This window comes from Pseudonocardia sp. (genome assembly GCF_050250275.1).
Classification (GTDB): domain Bacteria; phylum Actinomycetota; class Actinomycetes; order Mycobacteriales; family Pseudonocardiaceae; genus Pseudonocardia.
In genome coordinates, this window is sequence record NZ_JBFWOY010000012.1 from 141,496 (window position 1) to 160,139 (window position 18,644).

Consider the following 18,644-nt stretch of genomic DNA (forward strand, 5'->3'; position numbering starts at 1 on the left):
CCGGATCCGTCCCCGTGGCTGCTGCGACCCCGCCGTCACGGGGCGGCCCGGATCCGCCCGCCGCCGTCCGGGCCACCGGGTCCGGAACCGACCTCACCCCACGGACGGGCGATCGGGGGAGCCGCTGTCGCCGGCGGACGCGGTGAAGAAGGAGATCTTGCCGTCGGTCTCCAGCACGGCCAGGTCGATCTCGGTGAAGCGCCGGATCCCCTTCTCCCGGGCCGCGGCCATCAGGTCGGTGACGGGCAGTTGTTCCCGGGTCATCACCTCGAGCAGCGGGTCGCCGCCGCGCACGACGACGACCGGTACGCCGTGGGCGATCGGGCGGACCCCTCGCCAGCGCGTGTTGGCCCACGAGATGGCGATCGTCAGCAACGCGAACGTGCTCACCGCCAGGACCCCGGAGGTCACCGAGTAGTCCTGCTGCGTGATCGACTGCTGCACCAGGTCGCCCATCGTCACGTAGAGCAGGAGCTGGAAGGTGCTGAGCTCACCGAGGGTGGACCGGCCCGCGACCCTGGTGATCAGCCACAGGAAACCGAACATGACGACGGCCCGTACGACGAGTTCCATCGGTCACCGCTCCTTCGGCACGTCAGGGCAGCAGGAAGGTCGAGAACGACACCGTGGCCCGCGGCGCGCCGGCGTCGAGGACGAACACCTCGCCGGATCCCCCGAGCTGGCTCGAGGGTTGGACGTAGGCGTCGAAGTCGATGGTGAGGTCCTCGCCCGGCGGCGGGTCGAACGTCCAGTACAGGTGGGTGGCGTCGGCGGTCTGCGACGCGGGTTCGGGATCGAGACCCTGGCTCTCGTAGATGTCGAAGTACTCGGCGGTCACCGCCACGGTGACCGGGCCGGGGAACCCGCCCTCCCGGTGCACGGTCACGGTCCAGGGGACGTCGAGGCCCGCCCGGGCGACCCACGCGTACTCCACCGACACCGACCACGGCCCGTCCGTGGTCACGCTCGACGTGCTGCGGACACCGAGCAGCCCGGCCAGCCCGGCGAGCACGACGACCACGAGGAGCGCGACGGCGACGATCCGCATCCCGGCGCGGCGCGGTGCCGCGGAATCGCGGACGTCGGAGAGTGTCGACTCCTCCTCGCCACGCATGACCCCTCCACGCCTCACCCGATGTGCGGGGGGCCTTCCCGGTGTGCGCGCCCGCAAACGACCCGGACGAGGTACGCGCTCGTCACGTCGTGACCAGGTGTGTGGCGTCGGCGGCGTCGAGCACCACCGCCCGCAGGTCCCGCGTCCGGGCGTACACCGCCCGCTGGCGCTCGGCCCCGGTTCCGCGACGGACCACCGCGTCGAGCAGCCCGGCCACGACGTCGAGGTCACCCGCGGCGGACAACGCCGGCCCGACGTGGGCGACCAGGTCGTCGACGACGGTGCGCGCCGGGGCGGGCACCCACACGCCCGGGCGGACGAGCTCGCCCGCCAGTCCCGACCGACCGGCCCGCCACGCCGCCAGCCGCAGCACCTCCGTCGGCACCGGATCGGGGTCGACGCCGGCGCGCCACTGTGCGGCGGCGGTGTCGACGAGCGCCCGCGCCAGGGCGGCGATCAGCACGGCGTCGTCGGGGTCGCGGCACACGTCGGCCACCCGGATCTCGACCGTCGGATGCCGGCGGGACAGCCGGGCGTCGAAGTAGACCATCCCCTCGTCGAGCAACGTGCCGGTGCCGAGCAGCGTGCGTTCCACCTCGGTGTAGCGCGCCGCGGTCCCGAACAGGGAGAACGGTCCGGCCGATGGCCAGCGTGACCACACCTGGCTGCGGTAGCTCGCGTAGTTCGAGTCCTTGCCGTCCCAGAACGGCGAGTTCACCGACAGGGCGGCGAGCACCGCCAGCCAGGGGCGCATCCGGTCGAGGACAGCCACCCCCTCGTCTGCGCCCTCGACCCCGACGTGGACATGGCATCCGCACGTCAGCTGCTCCTGGGCGGTCCGGCCGAACCGTTCGAGGATGCGCTGGGTCCGCGCGCCCGCCGAGACGGTCGGGTCGACGGCGAGCGGGTAGGTGGCCAGGGCGACGGGTACCACACCTGCGTTCTCGGCCGCCCGCCGCGCGTCCGCGCGGCGGGCGACGACCTCGGCGCGGAGCTCGGCGAGGGTGAGGCTGGGACGGGTACCGGTCTCCAGCTGCTCGCGATGGAGCTCGGAGGTGAGCTCGCCGCCCTCGTCCGCCGGCGGACCCGACGCCCCGCGCCGGGCCTCGTCGATGCGCAGGACCGTGCTCGCGACGGCGGCCGCCGCCGCGGTGTCCGGGTCGACGAGCACGAACTCTTCCTCGATGCCGACAGAACGCACCTGCGTCCTCTCACGCGCGGTCGTGCTGGACCGCGCAACGGTCGGGCCGCGCCGTGCCGGCGTGGCGGGCGGGACCCGGGCGGGACGGCCTCGCATCGGGGACCGGCGTACGGGTCTGGTGTCCTGACGACCGTTCCCGGCCGTAGGGCCGGACAAACCGCGCTGCTGTGCCCCGCGACGAACGCGTCGGTCACGACGACGAGCGTTCCGATGGCGACCACGAACGAGCCGCCGGCGGCGACGAACGTCAGGCGGGCACGTGCATCGCCGGGAGGAGGACGTCGACGACAACGGTCTTGCCGACAGTGTCGCGCCGGAAGGACCAGCTCGATGACAGGTGCTGGACCATCTGCAGGCCGCGGCCGCGAACGGCGGTCGTGTCGTGCGGCTGCAGGCGGGGCTCCTCGGCCGAGCCGTCGGTCAGCTCGATCCGCAGTCTCCCCGGGCTCAGCGTCGCCGTGAGGCTGAACGGGGTATGGGCGTGGTCGACGGCGTTGCACGCCAGCTCGTTGGCGATCAGCATCGCGTTCTCCGCGACGTCCGCATCGACCCGGCATCGGTCGAGAAAGGCGCGCATGTCGCGTCGGACCTGGACGCACGACTCGCGATCCGGTCGGTAGCGGTGGCGCATGCGCGTTCCTCCCATCCTCACCGTCGGCCTGCGGGGAGCCGCGGTTCAGGGACGGGATGCCCCGGTGCGGATCAGCGCAAACCGCCGGCCGCATCCGGTGGGCCGGGGCACGGGTACGTCGCATCCTGGTGTGGCCGGGCGGGCCGTCCGATCGCGAGCGCAGCCGTTGCGGGGCTCGGACGCCGCGCGAGGTCGGGGTCCGGTGAGAGCCGCGGCGTTCCGTCGCCGGCCGGGTTTCGATCGCATGCGTCCCGGTAGTGACCGGGAGCCGTCGTCGACCGACCACAGAGGAGTGTGCCGTGACCCGCGGGCCTGCCGTCGTCCCGGAGCGACGGATCCGGTGGCGTGAACGGAGCCGGCTCGTGCGCCTGGTCCGCCTGTGGCGCACCCGGAACCCCCGGGGCTTCCGGGAGAAGGTGCGCTACAAGATGCTGCGCGACCACCGCGAGCTCATGGTGACCTTCGCCGACAAGGCGGCGGTCCGCGGCTATGTCGCCGACGTCGTCGGGGAGCGCTACCTGCCGCGGGTCCACGCGCTCGTCGACGACCCCGCCGTGCTGCGTGGCATCCAGCTCCCGGCCGCCTACGTGGTGAAGCCGACGCACGGCAGCGGAGCGGCGATCGTCGTCTCCGACTCGGCCCCGGCCGGGGCGCGGCTGCCCACCGAGCCGGGGAGCTGGGTGTACCGGCACGTGCGCCCGGAGTTCGCCGACCGCGAGTGTGTCGTCGCCATCTGCCGCGGCTGGCTGGCCCAGCTCTACGGGCAGGGACCGAACCGCGAGTGGGTCTACGGACAGGTGCCGCGCCGGATCGTCGTCGAGGAGCTGCTGGCCGGTGTCGACGGGGCGCTGCCGGTGGACCACAAGTTCTTCGTGTTCCACGGGCGTTGCCACTTCGTGCAGGTCGACGCAGGCCGGTTCGGCCGGCGGACCCAGGACTTCTTCCGGCCGAACTGGGAGCACCTCCCGCTCAGCGGGGGACCGCCGTGGGCGGAGCCCGAGCCGGCCCCACCGGCGGGCCTGACCGAGATGATCGCGATCGCCGAGCGGCTGGGCGCGGACACCGATTTCGTGCGCGTCGACCTCTACGACCTCGACGGGCGGGTCGTCGTCGGGGAACTGACCAGCTTCCCCGCGGGCGGCGACAGCACCTTCGACCCGGACAGCTTCGACGGGGAGTTCGGGAGGCCCTGGACCCCACCCCGCCGCTACCGGTGAGCGCAGGACATGAACGTGCCGGCGCGGGTGGGCCGCCTGGACCGGCCGGACGTGCTCCGGGGCGGCGACGCCCACGTCGCTCACGGACGAGGGAGGTCGGCGTGCGAGCGATGGTATATCGCGGCCCGTACCGGATCCGGGTCGAGGAGAAGCCGCGACCACGTGCAAGCCCGTCGAGCCGACGAGATGCACGGCGATGGCGGCGAAGTTCACCGGAGCCCAACGCCCCCAGGCGATCCCAGCCCCCGCTCGATCCAGCCACCCCGCGGGCCTGGAACCGGGCCGGCCACCGGAGTGTGGTCGTACGAGCCACGTCCTGCCCGACCGGCGACGGGTGAGCGACCTGCGTCGTCGCGAGGTGGAGTCGGCCGCTCCGGAACGGGCCCGCGGCGCCCCGACGGCCTGACGCGCGGCGTCGTGGTGGCGATCGCAACCCGATCGGCCGACCCGGTCGTGCGCGTCCGGCGCAAGTGCACCCCCCGAGCAGGGCAACTTCGGCCCGGTCGCCCTCGCACGTGGGTCGTACCCGCTTCGCTTCCCGGGTGCCGGGAACGTGGTGGGGACAGAAGTCCGTCCGACGAAGGAAGCGCATCATGACCGAACGGTCATCGTCCGAGGTGGCGAACATCAGCGGGTACTTCATGATCGGCACGAAGCGGGTTGACGTGCAGATCGTGGTCGAGGAGACCGCGGCCGGCGGCGAGGAGGCCGCGGAGCAGGAGGCTCCCGCCCTCGACGAGCAGGAGGACGCCGGCACCGTCGAGGAGGACGGCGACGACGCGGACTCCGAGGGCGACGCCGACGAGTCCGCCGCCGAGGCTCCGGACGCGGAGACGGACGACGGCGCCGACGAGGACGACGGCGAGGACGACGTCGGCGAGGCGGAGGACGAGGCCGCCGAGGGAGGTGCCGTGGACGCCGACTCCGACGAGGGCGCCTTCGACGGGGACACCTCCGACGGGGACACCTCCGACGGGGACGTCGACGAGGACGTCGTGGACGTCGTGGACGAGGACGTCGAGGACGATGGCGACGAGGACGTCGTGGACGTCGTGGACGAGGACCTCGGGGGCGATGGCGACGAGGACGTCGAGGACGACGGCGACGAGGACCTCGGGGGCGATGGCGACGAGGACCTCGGGGACGACGGCGACGAGGACCTCGAGGGCGAGGCCGCCGACGACGAGGGCGAAGAGGACGAGGCCGACGCGGACAGCGACGACGAGGACGCGGACGAGGACGTGGGCGAGGTCGACGAGGAATCCGCCGAGGTCGACGGGAGCCCCGAGGCAGAGGACGCCGAGGCCGGCGAAGCCGACGAGGAATCGGACGAGGAATCGGACGAGACCGGCGACGAGACCATCGACGAGGATGCTGACGCCGACGCCGTGGAGGACATCGACGAGGACGCGGACGCCGAAGATGAGGCCGACGAGGCCGACGAGTCCGAGGAGGAGTCCGGCTCCGACGACCGCTTCGCGGGCGCGGCGCAGGGCCCCACGGGCCTGCAGGGCCTGCTGCGGACCCGGCGCTCGTCGACGGACGTTGACGTCGAGGAGCCGCCGACCGGACGTCGCCGCGGCTCCGCAGGTGGGGACGGCAAGGGCCGCAAGCGCTCTGACGAGGGCGACCGGGGCCGTGCCCGACCCCGCAGCCGTTCGGCCGCCGCAGAGCGGGGCGACGGGGAGGCCGAGGCGAAGCCGCGTCGGCGTCGTACCGAGCCGCGCGAGGAGCCCGCGGAGGCGAAGCCGCGTCGGCGGCGGACGGCGTCCCGCGACGAACCGGCCGAGGAGAAGCGCGGGGCGACGCCGCGCGGCGGGCGTGCCCGGGCGGCCGACCGTGACGACGGGGGCGGCGAGCGGTCGACGCGCCGGAAGGCGACGCGGGAGGCGGGTCCGCCGGTCGCGGAGGGCGGGCCCGAGCCCACGGAGGCACGGCCGGCGCGGAGCCGGTCGGGTCGCGGCGGCGGACGCCGGTCGCGGACCGCCGACTAGGGGTTGCGGGTGGCAGGGAAGGATCGCGACGCCGCGCTGGCCAGGGTCGTCGCGGTAGTCAACGACAAGGGCGGGGTCGGGAAGACCTCGATCGCCGCGAACCTGGGCGGCCAGTTCGCGGGGGCCGGGTACCGCTGCCTGCTGGTCGACCTGAACCGGCAGGCCAACCTGGCCGACGACCTCGGCTACCGCGGCTCCGAGGGTGACGACCAGGGCGCCGGGCTGCTGGCGGCGGTGATCGCGGGGACGCCGCTGCGGCCGCTGGTGGACGTGCGCCCGGACCTGGACGTCGTGTGCGGTGGCTCCCGGCTGGAGGACCTCACGCCCGTGATGGTGTCGCGGTTGCAGCATCACGGGCGTGGCGCTTTCACGGTCCTGGGTGACGTCCTCGCGCCGGTGGCCGGCGGCTACGACATCGTGTTCGTCGACTGTCCGCCGGAGTCGACGATCCTGTCGGACCTGGCGCTGGCCGCGGCCCGGTGGGTGTTGATGCCGACGAAGACGGACGTCGGTGGGCTCGTCGGCATCGGGCTGGTGGCGCAGCGGTTCGCGTTGGCCCGGGAGATCAACGAGCGGCTGGGGCTGCTCGGCGTCGTCCTGTTCGGGACGGGCAGCCGGTCGCGTGCCATCCACGCGGAGGCGGGTACGGCGATCGACAGGGCGTTCGGCGACACCTCGCCGCGGTTCCGGACGACGATCCGGCACGCGGAGCGGACGGCGCAGGACGCGCGGCGGCTGGGCAAGCTGGCGCACGAGCTGGAGATCGAGGCCGCGCACCAGCCGGCGTGGTGGGAGTCGCTGCGGTCGGGGGTGCGGACCCCGCGGATCGCGGCGACGGCGGCGAACGTGGCCGGTGACTACCGGGCTCTCGGCGTGGAGATCCTGACCGCGCTGCAGGCTGCCGAGGAGACGGAGCGGTCCGGGCAGGGAGGGGATCGACATGAGCGGACGTGACGGGGAGCCGGCGGGTCTGTCGTCGACGTTCGGACCGGCCGCGGCGACGAAGGCCGTGCTGCCGGCGGCGACGATCCGCAACGGCGCCGCGACCTGGAACGGCGGCGCGACCCGGGACGACGCCGAGACCCGGGACGATGCCGCGACCCGGGACGACGACGCAACGCGTGCAGAGGGGACGGACGCGACGGCGCCCGCGGATCGGGTGGACATCACCGCACCGACGCCGCAGGAGGAGCCGACCACGGAGCCGGAGCAGGACGAGCGTGGGCCGGTGGAAGCGGCCCGGCCGTCCGACGGGCCGTCGCGTCGCGGAAGGTCACGGAGCCCGCGTGCGAAGGGGATCCCGCGCGCGCAGGGGCGGCGGGCACCCCGGCCGGTCGTCGTCCGGGACCCCCGTCAGGTCGACATGATCCTGCTCGCGGTGCTCGAGCACGCACCGAGATCACGCGCCGAGCTGCTCGACCTGATCACGTCGCGATCACTCGGCCGGTTCGTGCCCGCCCGGGACCAGGTCACCCACAGGTTGATCTACCTCGAACGCAACCGCCTGCTGGTGCGCTCACCGGGGCAGCGGCGCTACCGCGTCACGGACCTCGGCGTGCGCGTCCTGAACGGGCGGGTCCGGGCCTGGCGGCAGTTCGTCGACGGGATGGACGCGCTGATCGACGGCTGACACACGACCGGGGCCGGAGGAACTCCTCCGGCCCCGGTCGTGTCGTGTGTCAGCGTCCTGTCGCCTCGTCCTTGACCGTGCTGCCGGCCTGCTGCGCCCGGCCCTGCACCTGTTCGGCCGCGGAGCGGCCCTCGTCCTGGACGGTGGAGACGGCCTCCTGCGCGGTCTGCTGGACTGACTGCACAGCCTCCTGGGCCGGCTCGCGGAGGTTCTCGCCGAGCTCCTTCGCCTTCTCCTGCGCCTGCTCGACGAGGGGCTGCCCGGCCTCGACGGCCTTGTCCTTGACCTGGCCGGCGAGCTCCTGCTCCTGCCGGGTCGCGGGCAGCAGCGACGAGACGAGCCAGCCCGCCCCGAAGGCGATCAGGCCGGCGGCCAGCGGGTTGCCCCGGGTCTGGCGGCGTGCGGCGTCGGGCAGGTCGCGGGTGGTGTCGGCGACCCGCGACGCGGCGTCGGATGCCGTGTCCGACACCGTGGAGGTGACGTCGTCGAGACGGCCGGAGGCCTGGCTCGCGAGCCCGCGGGCTCCGGACGGGTTGTCGCCGGCGTCGCTGCCCATCACCGCGTCACGCCAGCCGGCCACGCGGTTGCGGACGCGACCGACGCGACGCTCCATGATGCGGCTGGGGGTCACCTTCTCGGTCAGGGCGTCGACGTCGCCCCCGAGCCGGCGTTGCGTCCGCTCGATCTCGCGGCGGATGGCCTCGGGGTCGTCGTCGGAGGTGGTGTGGGGGGTGTCGTAGGGGGTCGTCATGGGGCTCTCCTCACCGGCTCTTCAGGGCGTCGGGAACCTGCTTGAGCGTGTCGACGGTCCGTTCGGGCGTGGGGTTGGTCCGGCGCAGGTTGGACCGGCCGATTGCGTAGCCGACGGCGGCGATCACGGCCCAGACCGCGGCGACCACCAGGCCGGCCCAGCCGCCGTCCATCACGTTCGTGAGGCCGGCCCAGAGCGCGACGGACAGGAACAGCAGCACCATGTAGCCGGCGAACCCGGCCCCGCCGAACCCCGCGGCGGCGCGCCCGGCCGTGCGGGCCTCCTGCTTCAGCTCCGCCCGGGCCAGCGCCAGTTCCTGGCGCAGCAGCGTGGACAGGTCGCGGGAGACCCGGCCCATCAGGTCACCGACGGACAGTTCCTCGACGTCCGGGTGCGGGTCGTGCGGCAGGGCCCCGTGGGGCTCCTGGCGGGTCGGCGTGTCGTACCGCGGAGGTGTGTCGTACGAGGGCGGCGTGTCGTACCGCGGCGGGGCGGCGTGCCGCGGTGCAGCCTCGTGTCCGGGCTGGGTGCCGTCCCCGGGCTGCGCCGCACGGCCGGGGTACTCGTGGCCGGGCTCCGTGTACCCGGGCTGCGCGCCGTACCCCGGACGGCCTCCCTGACCGGGCGCGGGGTCGGGGCCGGTCGGGACGCCGTGGCCCGGTGGGGTGGTGCCGGGCCCGGTCACCGTGGGTCCTCGGTGACGCGGGGATCACCGCGACGGCCGATCTCGTCGACGTAGTCGCCGACGGTGGGCGATCCCGGCCGGAGTGCGTGCGCGGGTCCCGAGTCGGTTCCGGCCCCGGACGGAGCCGGGTCGGTCCGGGCGCCGGCAACCGGATCGGCGACGGGCACGGAACCGCCGGGACCCGTGGGTGGACCGAACCCGGGCCCCGGCGGGGGACCACCCGTGCGCGCCGGATCCGTGTCGGAGTACGTCGACGGCGCGTGGGGGGTGGTCGGCGCCGGCGGAACCGTCGTGGCCGGGGTCCTCGGCGGCGCGGTCGCCGGGTCCGGGCGGCCGGGCTGCGTCACCGGGGCCCGTCCCGCGGTCGCCGCACCGTCGGACGAGCCGCGCTCGTGGTCCACCACGCCCCGGGTCAGGCGACCGGCGAGCACCCCGGCCAGGGCGGCACCGGCGAGGAACGCGCCGGGTCGCCGCCGGGCGAGCCGGCGGACCTGCTCGACGAGGTCACCGGGTTCACGCTCCTCGAGCCAGCCGGCGAGCTCGTCGGCGCGGCCCGCGGCCTGGTGCGCCAGGTCGGCGACCGGGCCCCCGTCACCGGCCCCGGCCAGCTGCCGCAGCTCGTCGGCGATGCTGCGTACGCCGCCCGCGGCCTGCCGCTGCGTAGCGCCCGCCTGCTGCTGGAGCTGGGTGCGAGCCTCGCCGACGAGGTCCTTGGCCTGCCGGCGGGCCTCGCCGGCGACCTCCCTGGTCGCGTCCGCGGCGGTGCTCGCGACGGAGCTACCGGCGTCGGCGGCCGTCCGGGCCACCTCGGCGCCCTCGGAGCGGGCGGTGTCTGCGGTGTGCGTGACGGTGCCGCCGGTGTCGTGCGCGGCTGTGCCGGCGCCCCATGTCGGTGTCCCTGTCATTGCGGCTCCTTTCGCTCGATCGGTGTCCGCAGCGATACCCGGTCGCTGGTGACGGACACCGCCTGCGTTCGACCGGTGACCGAATCACTCGAACGGCGAGAGCGGTCGTCCCACTCGGAGGCGCTGCGCTGCCCGGTCCGCGGATTCGTCGACCCGGGCGTGGCCTCGACGGCGCCCGGCGGGAGGTCGACGTGTCGCGGACCGGGGGAGGGCCGGGACCGGCACCCGGCCGGGGTCGTGTATGTGTGGACGGCACCCGCCACGCCCGACGTCAGGAGCCGCCGACATGAGCACCACCGACATGGCCGGTGACCCGATCCCGGCAATCCGCGAGCAGGAGGCGGTCGGTGAGACCGCGGACGTGTTCGCGGACCTGCGCGCGACGCTCGGGCTGCCGTTCGTCAACCTGATCTGGCGGCACCTGGCCACCGTCCCCGGCGCGCTGCCGGCGGTGTGGCGGGCCGTGCGGCCGCTGTACCTGACCGCCGAGCTCGCCGCCCGGTCCGCCGAGATCGGCGCGGGTGCACGGACCGACGGCGTCGAGCCGGTGCCGCCGCCGGTGTGGGCCGTGCTGGGCCTCGACGAGACGGCCCGCCTCGACGTCGCCGCCCTGATCGACTCCTACAACCGGGCCAACTCGACGAACTTCCTCGTCTTCACCGCGATCGACGTCCTCATGCGGGGCGGCCCTGCACCGGGCACCCACACGCGGGCCGGGACCGGTGGGGCTCCGGCGCCGGCCGCCCGGCCCGCCGCTGTTGCACCGCTCCCGCCGATGGACGCGCTGTCCCCGGACCTGCGGGCACTCGTCCTCGCGTGCGACGGGCTGGGCCGGCTCGGGGCGAGCGCCGCCCACGCCAGCCTCTACCGGCACCTCACGCTGTGGCCGCCGTTCCTGGCGACCGCCCACGTCGCGCTGTCGCCCCTGCACCGGTCCGGCGCGCTGCAGGCCGCCCAGCGCGAGCTGATCGGGGTCGCGCGGGGAGTCGTCGTCGACGAGCTGATCCCGCTGCTGCCGCACGCCCGCCTCGCGGTCGACGACGACGTCCGGACGAGGATCGCCCCGGTCGTCGAGGAGTTCGCGACGATCATGATCGGTCGCATGGTGGTGACCGGAGCGGTGATGCGGGCGCTCCTGCCCTGACCTCGGCCGGACCGTGGCCCGTGCGCCCGGCCGGGTCGGCGGCGGTCAGGCGGTCGCGGCCGGCGGTGTGGTCGCCGCCTCGCGCAGCCGGGCCCGTGCCGCGGTGAGCATCCCGGCCGCCCTGGTGAAGTCGTGGAGCTCGTCGAGCAACAGCTCCAGGGCCGGGTCGAGGACCATCGCGGGCACGCCACGCGCGTCGAGCACCGCGCCCGTCCACGCCAGGAAGTCGTGCAGCACCGTGACGTCGTCGAGGTAGAGGGCGGTCGCCAGGAACGTGACGACGTGTTCGAGGTCCTCGGCGGTGTGCAGACGCTGCCGGTCGGTGTACCCGGCCATCGCCGGGATGCGCCGTTCGAGTCCGGTGTAGACCGCTTTCACCAGCGTCGGAGTGGTCCGGCTGACCATCGTGTACTCCTGGTCGACCAGGTGCGGCAGGTCGTCGGACGGCTGCGCGTCGGCGGCGCGGCGGGGGAGCGGACCGGCGGCGAGCAGGTCGGCGGCCGACCGGGCGTCCGGGGCCCAGGCCTGGGCGCCCAGGCGCGTGGCGTGGCGGCCGTCGACGCCGAAGGCCGCGCCCCCGGCGATCACCGGGACCCCGGTCGCCCCGCACGCGGTGATCGTGGCGTGCGCGGCGGGCAGCCGGGTCACGATCGAGCCGGACAGCGCCACGGCGTCCGGCGCGGTCCGGTGCAGATGGCCGACCAGGTGCGGCGTGGGCACCTGGGCGCCGAGGTAGTCGACCCGGAACCCGCGCAGGCGCAGAACCTCGGAGAGCAGCCGCGCGGGCAGCGCGTGCCACTCGCCGTCGACGCAGGCGACCGCGATCCTCGGCCCCGTGGGCTCGACGCGCGTGCGCTGCGCGACGGCGGCGACGGCGCGTTCGTTGATCGCCGTGGCGGTGTGCTCGTGGGCGACGTCGATGCGGTTCGCGGCCCACTCCGCGCCGACGCGCCGTTGCACGGCCCCGATGACGTCGAGGAGGACCGCCTCCGCCGCAACCCCTCGGTCGAGCGCGGCGAGGACGACGTCGGTGGCCGTGTACTCGTCGCCACCGATCACCGCGTCCCACAGCGCGCCGATGTCGGCGGAGACGGGGACGTGGGCGCCCGCGTCGACCCCGGTCATGCCGTGTACCTGCCCCGTCCGTGACCACCCACCGCCGTGAGGTGCTGTCCGCGGGGCGCCGTCACGGCGAAGACCGCCATGTCGTCGTGGCGGCGGCGACCGACCCACTGGGAGGCGAGCATCTGGATCCGCTCCACGACGGCGTCGGCCGGCATCCCGGCGCACCCGGCCAGCGCGTCGTGGAGCCGGTCGTCGCCGAACTGCTCGTCGCCGAAGGGGCCGCCACGCGCCTCGGTGATGCCGTCGGTGTAGAGCAGGCAGGTCTCGCCCGGACCGAGCGTGACCTCCGCTGTGGTCGCCGTGACCTCCGGGAGCGCCCCGACGAGGGTGCCCGCCGTGGCGACCTCCGCGACGGTCCCGTCGGAGCGCACGACCAGCGGCGCGGGATGCCCACCGCAGGTCAGCCGCAGGCGGGCGGTGCCGCCGGCGCGTCGCACGGAGGCCAGCACCAGCGTCGCGAACCGGGTGTCGTCGGCGTCCAGCAGGGCGGCGTTGAGCAGCTGCAGCAGCCGGAGGTGGTCGTCGGCGAAGGGCAGCAGCGCGCGCAGCCCGCTGCGGATCTTGCCGGTCATCACGGCCGCGTCGAGGCCCTTCCCACACACGTCGCCCAGCACGACCAGCGACTCGTCGGGCTTGCCGGCGCCGCCGACGGGGTGGACGTCGTAGAAGTCGCCCCCGATCCGCTCCTCGTCCTGGGAGGGCCGGTAGCGCGCGGCGAACTCCACACCGTCGAGCTGCTGCACGGTCGGCGGCAGCAGCTCGCGCATCAGCGTCTCGGTGATCGACGCCTGCTGCGCGTAGAGCCGGGCCGCGGACATCGCGTTCCCGGCGCGGACAGCGAACAGCCGGGAGAAGATCTCCTCGTCCTCGGCGAACGCCCCGTCGCCGTCGGTGGTGCGCAGCAGCACCAGCGCGCCCGCGGGGACACCGTGCCCGGGAAGCGGGGTGACGACGACCGAGCCGACCCCGCCCACACCGGGCGGGACCAGCCATGCCGGTGCGGTCGTCGGATCGAGCCAGCGCGACGGCACCGGCGGGAACCCCTGCAGCGCCTCGGCGAGCCCGGCGACCTCGGCCGGGTCGCCACCCAGCTCGCCGAGCGTCGTCCCGCCGCCACGGACCGACACCACCGTCGCGTGGCTGCCGCGGCGCGCCGGTGCGATCACCACCGCGGCGTCGCACAGGTGGGAGGTGGCGAGCTCGGCGGTGATCTCCATGCAACGCTGCACGTTCAGCGACCCCAGCAGCCTCGACGACACCTCGGACAGGAACGCGGCCCGGCCCTGCTCGGTGTGCAGCGCCGCGCGGGCCTCGCGCAGCTCGGTGACGTCGAGCAGCCACCAGGTGACGGTGCCGTCCCCGGTGGGGCGGGCGTGCGCCTCGACCCAGCGCGGCCCGCCCTCCGACGGAACGGAACCGACGATGCCGGCGACGTCGTCGGCATCGTCGTGGATGGGGTGCCCGGTCATGTGGTCGTGCGCGTCGGCGAGCCACCGCGGGGCCGCGGCGGTGAGCGGCGCGCCGATCCCGGCGGTGGGCAGCAGCACTCTCGCGTGCCGGTTCGCGGCCGTCACGACACCGGTGGGATCGACCGAGAGCACCGCACAGGGCGCGTTCTCGGTCAGGGCGGTGTCGGAGTGTCGGTGCACCCCGACCGGTTCGCGTCGGGTCTGAGTCACGGCGTCGCGGCCGGGGCCGCTGTCTCCCTGTTTCGGATCGCGTCCGCAGCGTTGCACGCGCGGCCGACGTGCCGACTCCCGCTGGCTCGAGGCGCCGGATGGGCTCGTCGACCGAGGCCGACGCGGTGAGCCTACCCAGCCTGGCCACCCCTTGTCCTGCTCGGAGCCACCACCTGCGCAGACGTCACCCCGTCAGTTCGGCGAGAACCAGCGGCGCCTCGTCGAGGAGCTCACGGGCGAGGAACCCGACGTGGGAGATGCGGGTGCCGAGGCGCTCACCGGCCGACGCGTGCACATGGGTCGCCCAGCACGCCGCCTGCGCGGGCGTGGCACCGCGGGCGAGCAGGCCGACGACCAGCCCGGCCAGCACGTCGCCGCTGCCGGACGTGCCCAGCCCGGCGTGCCCGCTGCCGTCGACCCAGCGGCGACCGCCGGGTGTGGTGACGGCGCCGCCCAGCGCGACGACGGCGCCGTAGCGGTCGGCGACGGCCGCAGCTGCGGCGGCCCCCTCCTCGGCCGGGTCCGGGGCGCCGTCCACACCGGCGAGCAGTGCGGCGGCCTCGCCCTTGTTCGGGGTGACGACGAGCCGCCCGCCCAGCGTGGCGACCGTGCCCGGGCCGAGCCCGCGCAGGGCGTAGCCGTCGAGGACCACCGTGGCGTCGTCGCCCACCCGGGCGAGGACGGCGGCGACGAGCGTCTGCAGGGAGGCCTCGTCGTCGAACAGCCCGGGGCCGACCAGGACGGCGTCCGCCGTGGGCAGGACGTCGGCGAGGTCGTCGACGGCCGTCGCGGCGACGCAGCCCGCGGGGCTCTCGGGCAGCGGGAGGGTCAGCGACTCCGGCACGCTGATGCCCAGCGCCGTGGCGATCGAGGCGGGCGCGCCGATCTGCAGGACACCGGCCCCCGCGCGCAGCGCCGCGACGCCCGCCAGTAGCAGTGCGCCGGGGGTGCCGCGGCTGCCGCCGACGACGAGCGCGGTGCCGCGGGCGGTCTTGGAACCGCCCTCGGGGGAGGGCAGGGCCCAGTCGCGCAGGACGGCCGGGGTGACGACCGTGCCGTCGGCGGGGCCGTGGTCATTTTTCGTCGGAGCTGACACGTGGCTCCTTCGTCGTCGGGACATCGTTGCGGGGCAGGGGGTCGACGAGGCCTACGTCGACGACGCGCAGCGGCTCGCCGGGTGCGGGGCGCTCGAAGCAGGTGAGTGAGCAGTTCGCGATCGGGGCGTCGCGCAACGCCGCCAGCACCTCGGCCTCGTCCATCCGCTCGAGGATGTAGCGCACCAGATGGATCGGGGCCTCGTGGCTGACGACGACGACGCGACGGCCGTCGAGGTCGAGCATCGGGTCGGTCAGCAGGGCGCGCAGGCGGAGCGCGACGTCGGCCCACGACTCGCCGCCGGGCGGGCGGTGGTAGAAACGGCCGAGGTGGCGGCGGCGGGCGGCCTCCTGCGGGAACCGGGCGGCGATGCCGGCGGCGGTGTGTAGGTCGAGGATGCCCAGCTCGCGGTCGCGCAGTCGTTCGTCGACCCGCAGCGGCACCTCGGGCAGGTGTTCGAGGACCCGGCGGGCGGTGTCGTGGGCGCGCCGGTACGGCGAGCTCAGGCCGAGGGTGGGACGCCGGTCGGGCGGGAGCGCCGCGAACCACTTCCCGACCGCGTCGGCCTGCTGCGCGCCGAGATCGGAGAGCGGGACGTCGGCGTCGCGTTCGAGATCGAGCAGCTCGGCGCCGGCGCGCCGGGCCTCGTCGTTGGCGACGTTGCCGGTGCTCTGGCCGTGACGGACGAGCCACAGCGAGTCGGGGCCGCGGTAGGACACGGATCGGCCGTACCCGGACGTGGCCCCGACCATGCCTGCCGGTGTCATCCCCCGGCCGTCGCCGGGCGCCGCCGTGGCCGGGTCGGCCCGCCCGCGCAGGTGCGCGGTCTCACCGCGGTGCGGCAGGCCGACGACGTCGAGCGGTGGGAGCTCGTGCAGGCCGCACGCGGGCGCGGTCCGGCGCCGGCTCCACAGGCCGTGGCCGAGATGGGCCCGCTCACCGCGGTGCAGGAAGTTCGGGTCGGTGAGGGCGGTGACGGGACCCAGGTGCAGCAGCGTCGTCGCCGTGCCGACGAAGGTGACCGACGCGCGGCCCGGCAGTGTTGCGGGGATCGGCCCCGTCACCCTGCCCTGCCCGCATGGACCGGCCGCCCGTCACCGTCACGGGGCGCCGGGCGGCGTCCACCCGTGTGCGCGCCGCGCCGCGGCGCCGTTCCCGTCCTGGGGCAGCCCGGTTCCCGCGTGCCAGGGCCTCGGCCACCGCGGCGAGCGGCTCCGGGTGGTCCATCAGGTCGAGGTGGCTGCCGTCGACCTCGACGTTGCGGGCGGCGGGGTCGACGGAGGCGCGCCACGGCACCACCCGGTCGCGGCGGCTGTACACCGACGTGAACGGCACCTCGACCCGGCCGCGGACGGCGCGCCGGAACTCGGCGCAACACTCGCCGAACAGGCACTCCAGCCGGGCGAGGTCGGGCACCCCGAGGGTGCCCGCTGTGCTAACCAGGCTGCCCAGCACGAGGCGGGCGAAGCCGAGGCGGCGCAGGTCGAACGGGCTGCCGAGGGTGACCAGCGACCGCACGGGCGCCCCGGCGGCAACGGCGGCCCGGGCGAACAGCCCGCCGCGGCTGTGCGCGACCAGGTGCACGCCGCCGCCGCGGTCGGCCTCGGCGATGGTCTGCGCGAGGGCCTCGGTGCTGCGGGCGCCGCACGCCGTCCCGATGCCGGCGGTGTGGGTCGTGACGTCGTACCCGAGCCGTCCGATCCAGTCGACGAGCGGCTGCAGGCCCGCGGCGACGGTGCCCACCCCGCCGACGACGATCACCGGCCCGCTGCCGCGCCATCGCCGCGGGATGTCGTCGAGGGGAGCCGGCCGGCCGCTCCAGAGCGTGCGCATCGCGGTCGCGCGCCCGACCAGTGCCGCGAGCACGGTCAGTCCTCCTGTCACCGGGTGCGTGCCGAGCGCCGCCGTGGTCATTTCGTCGTCTCCGGGTCAGCTCGCCGGCACGCCGGGATGGGTGAGCACCCGGGCCTGCAGGACGCCGTCGGTGACCCTCGTCGCGAACCCGGGGACGGGTGCGGTCGCGGGGCCGTGCACGACCGATCCGTCGTCGAGGCGGAACACGCTGCCGTGCCAGGGGCAGGTGATCTCGCCCGTCGCGGCGTCGAGCTCCCCGTCGTGCAGCGGCGCCGAGAGGTGCGGGCAGCGGTTCGACAGCACCGACACGTCGTCACCGCGGCGCACGACGAGCACGTCGACCGCCCCGGCGCGGCGGCAGACGGGGGTCCCGTCGGGCAGGTCGGCGACCGGGCCGATGGTCTGCCAGTCGTCGGGCCCGGTGTGCGGGACCGACTCGGCCTGGTTGGGGCCCAACGCCTGACGGTAGGCGAGATGACCCCCGAGCCAGGCCCCGACACCGGCCACCGTGCCTGCGAGCACCGACGTCACCCGCCCGCTCCGGCCCCGGGCGCGCTGCAGCAGCGACACCGAGAACAGCAGCACCGCGGTGGCGTTGGTCGCCGCGTGGACGATCCCGACGCGCTGCTGCTCCTCGTGGCTCTCGGCGTAGTCGGCCCAGCCCGCGGCCACCGTGACGGGGGTGCTCGCCAGCCCCACCTTGATCAGCGTGGACGAGGCCCGGCGCGCGGTTGGGGTCAGGTCGAGCACGGCTGCGGACGTGAACGAGCCCAGCGTCAGCTGCGCCAGCGCCGGATGCAGGGAGTGCCCGAGCCACACCCCGTGCAGCGCGTCCTTGACGCGCCGGTCGGCCACGACCGCGGAGACCGCGCCGCGGGCGATGGCCGCGGGCCGGTCGAGCGCGGTCGCCCCTTCGAGTCCGCCGGTGATGGCGTCGAGGATCCTCATGCCGCTGTACTAGACCGCGAGGACGCGGTGAAACCTCGCGTCGCCGACGAACACACCACGGTCCCGGACGAACCCGACCTCGGAGATCGCGAACGCCTGCTGCTCGTCGATGCCCCGTCGCGCGGCGCCTCAGCTCAACGGCGCGGGGTCCGCGGGTCGCCGGCGACGGTGTCGGCGGCCTCCGCGCCGCGGGTGCCCATCGGCTCCTCCGGTCCGCGCGTGGTGTCGCGTGCGGTCTGCCGTTCGCTCTCGGCGTTGACCTCGGCGCCCAGCAGCACGATGTAGCCGGTCAGGTACAGCCACAGCAGCAGGACGATGACACCGGCCAGCGCGCCGTAGGTCTTGTTGTAGGAGCCGAAGTTGTCGACGTAGAGGCTGAACACGACGCTGCCGACGACCCACAGCACAGTGGCGACGACGGCGCCCACGCTGACCCACCGGAACCGGGGCGCGTCCCGGTCGGGGGCCACGCGGTACACGACGGCGAGCGCCACGACGACGAGCGCCACGAGCAGGACCCACCGCACCACCTGGGCGAGGACGAGCCCGACGCCGCCGAGGCCGAGCGCGTCGAACAGCGCCGGCATCGCCGCGACCAGCGCCACCGCGACGAGCACGAACACCACGGCGCCCAGCGTCAGCAGCAGCGCGGTGCCGCGGAGCTTGAGGAA

Annotated in this window: 19 protein-coding genes; 5 read left to right on the top strand and 14 right to left on the bottom strand. The window is 75.0% G+C overall.

The features are described from left to right. Positions 1-93: 93 nt before the first annotated feature. The 4 genes from AB7F12_RS13380 to AB7F12_RS13395 form a co-directional block, all read right to left on the bottom strand. Positions 94-573: a DUF421 domain-containing protein gene (locus AB7F12_RS13380; protein ID WP_428516936.1), complete on the bottom strand. Its 480-nt coding sequence runs from the start codon at positions 571-573 to the stop codon at positions 94-96. A 22-nt stretch (positions 574-595) separates the two neighbouring features. Continuing rightward, on the bottom strand, positions 596-1,114 hold the full coding sequence (locus AB7F12_RS13385) for a hypothetical protein (protein WP_428502623.1): 519 nt from the start codon (positions 1,112-1,114) through the stop codon (positions 596-598). A gap of 82 nt (positions 1,115-1,196) precedes the next feature. Next, positions 1,197-2,315, bottom strand: coding sequence for a glutamate--cysteine ligase (locus AB7F12_RS13390; RefSeq protein WP_428502624.1), 1,119 nt, complete (start codon positions 2,313-2,315; stop codon positions 1,197-1,199). A 247-nt stretch (positions 2,316-2,562) separates the two neighbouring features. Continuing rightward, complete coding sequence (locus AB7F12_RS13395) at positions 2,563-2,946, bottom strand: ATP-binding protein (protein WP_428502625.1); 384 nt, start codon at positions 2,944-2,946, stop codon at positions 2,563-2,565. A 299-nt stretch (positions 2,947-3,245) separates the two neighbouring features. Between AB7F12_RS13395 and AB7F12_RS13400 the strand changes: the two genes are divergently transcribed. The 4 genes from AB7F12_RS13400 to AB7F12_RS13415 all read left to right on the top strand — a co-directional run bounded on the left by AB7F12_RS13400 (position 3,246) and on the right by AB7F12_RS13415 (position 7,787). Continuing rightward, on the top strand, positions 3,246-4,163 hold the full coding sequence (locus tag AB7F12_RS13400; RefSeq protein ID WP_428517939.1) for an ATP-grasp fold amidoligase family protein: 918 nt from the start codon (positions 3,246-3,248) through the stop codon (positions 4,161-4,163). Positions 4,164-4,756: 593 nt separating this feature from the next. After that, the gene (locus AB7F12_RS13405; protein ID WP_428502627.1) at positions 4,757-6,157 is read left to right on the top strand and encodes a hypothetical protein; all 1,401 of its coding nucleotides are present in this window, start codon (positions 4,757-4,759) and stop codon (positions 6,155-6,157) included. Between the two features lie 9 nt (positions 6,158-6,166). Continuing rightward, entirely contained in the window at positions 6,167-7,111 is a 945-nt protein-coding gene (locus AB7F12_RS13410; protein ID WP_428517179.1) for a ParA family protein, read from the top strand. Next, on the top strand, positions 7,098-7,787 hold the full coding sequence (locus AB7F12_RS13415; RefSeq protein WP_428517177.1) for a PadR family transcriptional regulator: 690 nt from the start codon (positions 7,098-7,100) through the stop codon (positions 7,785-7,787). Before AB7F12_RS13410 ends, AB7F12_RS13415 begins: the two co-directional genes overlap by 14 nt. Before the next feature lie 49 nt (positions 7,788-7,836). Here AB7F12_RS13415 and AB7F12_RS13420 read toward each other — a convergent pair whose 3' ends face one another. The 3 genes from AB7F12_RS13420 to AB7F12_RS13430 are packed head-to-tail and all read right to left on the bottom strand — an operon-like array spanning position 7,837 to position 10,128. Continuing rightward, positions 7,837-8,538, bottom strand: coding sequence for a DUF3618 domain-containing protein (locus AB7F12_RS13420; protein ID WP_428517175.1), 702 nt, complete (start codon positions 8,536-8,538; stop codon positions 7,837-7,839). 10 nt (positions 8,539-8,548) lie between these two features. Continuing rightward, positions 8,549-9,223 (bottom strand): phage holin family protein, encoded by a 675-nt coding sequence (locus AB7F12_RS13425; RefSeq protein ID WP_428517173.1) that lies wholly within the window; start codon positions 9,221-9,223, stop codon positions 8,549-8,551. Then, a complete protein-coding gene (locus AB7F12_RS13430) occupies positions 9,220-10,128 on the bottom strand; it encodes a hypothetical protein (RefSeq protein WP_428517171.1) in 909 nt (302 codons plus the stop codon). Before AB7F12_RS13430 ends, AB7F12_RS13425 begins: the two co-directional genes overlap by 4 nt. A gap of 286 nt (positions 10,129-10,414) precedes the next feature. On the opposite strand from AB7F12_RS13430, the gene AB7F12_RS13435 reads away from it, so the two are divergent. Continuing rightward, positions 10,415-11,272 (top strand): hypothetical protein, encoded by an 858-nt coding sequence (locus AB7F12_RS13435; protein WP_428501478.1) that lies wholly within the window; start codon positions 10,415-10,417, stop codon positions 11,270-11,272. Positions 11,273-11,317: 45 nt separating this feature from the next. Here AB7F12_RS13435 and AB7F12_RS13440 read toward each other — a convergent pair whose 3' ends face one another. The 7 genes from AB7F12_RS13440 to AB7F12_RS13470 form a co-directional block, all read right to left on the bottom strand. Then, positions 11,318-12,397 carry a cobalamin B12-binding domain-containing protein gene (locus tag AB7F12_RS13440; protein ID WP_428501479.1) on the bottom strand — a complete coding sequence of 360 codons (1,080 nt, stop codon included), beginning with the start codon at positions 12,395-12,397 and terminating at the stop codon, positions 11,318-11,320. Further along, entirely contained in the window at positions 12,394-14,076 is a 1,683-nt protein-coding gene (locus tag AB7F12_RS13445; RefSeq protein WP_428501480.1) for a SpoIIE family protein phosphatase, read from the bottom strand. The genes AB7F12_RS13440 and AB7F12_RS13445 overlap by 4 nt, the downstream gene beginning before the upstream one ends. A gap of 184 nt (positions 14,077-14,260) precedes the next feature. Continuing rightward, the gene (locus AB7F12_RS13450; protein ID WP_428501481.1) at positions 14,261-15,172 is read right to left on the bottom strand and encodes an NAD(P)H-hydrate dehydratase; all 912 of its coding nucleotides are present in this window, start codon (positions 15,170-15,172) and stop codon (positions 14,261-14,263) included. Then, a complete protein-coding gene (locus tag AB7F12_RS13455) occupies positions 15,150-16,223 on the bottom strand; it encodes a histidine phosphatase family protein (RefSeq protein WP_428501495.1) in 1,074 nt (357 codons plus the stop codon). The genes AB7F12_RS13450 and AB7F12_RS13455 overlap by 23 nt, the downstream gene beginning before the upstream one ends. Then, a complete protein-coding gene (locus tag AB7F12_RS13460; RefSeq protein ID WP_428501482.1) occupies positions 16,108-17,085 on the bottom strand; it encodes a hypothetical protein in 978 nt (325 codons plus the stop codon). Before AB7F12_RS13460 ends, AB7F12_RS13455 begins: the two co-directional genes overlap by 116 nt. 15 nt (positions 17,086-17,100) lie before the next feature. Continuing rightward, positions 17,101-17,973 (bottom strand): Rieske 2Fe-2S domain-containing protein, encoded by an 873-nt coding sequence (locus AB7F12_RS13465; protein WP_428501483.1) that lies wholly within the window; start codon positions 17,971-17,973, stop codon positions 17,101-17,103. Between the two features lie 134 nt (positions 17,974-18,107). Next, positions 18,108-18,644: YihY/virulence factor BrkB family protein (locus tag AB7F12_RS13470; protein WP_428517941.1), on the bottom strand; the 537-nt coding region annotated here is incomplete at its 5' end.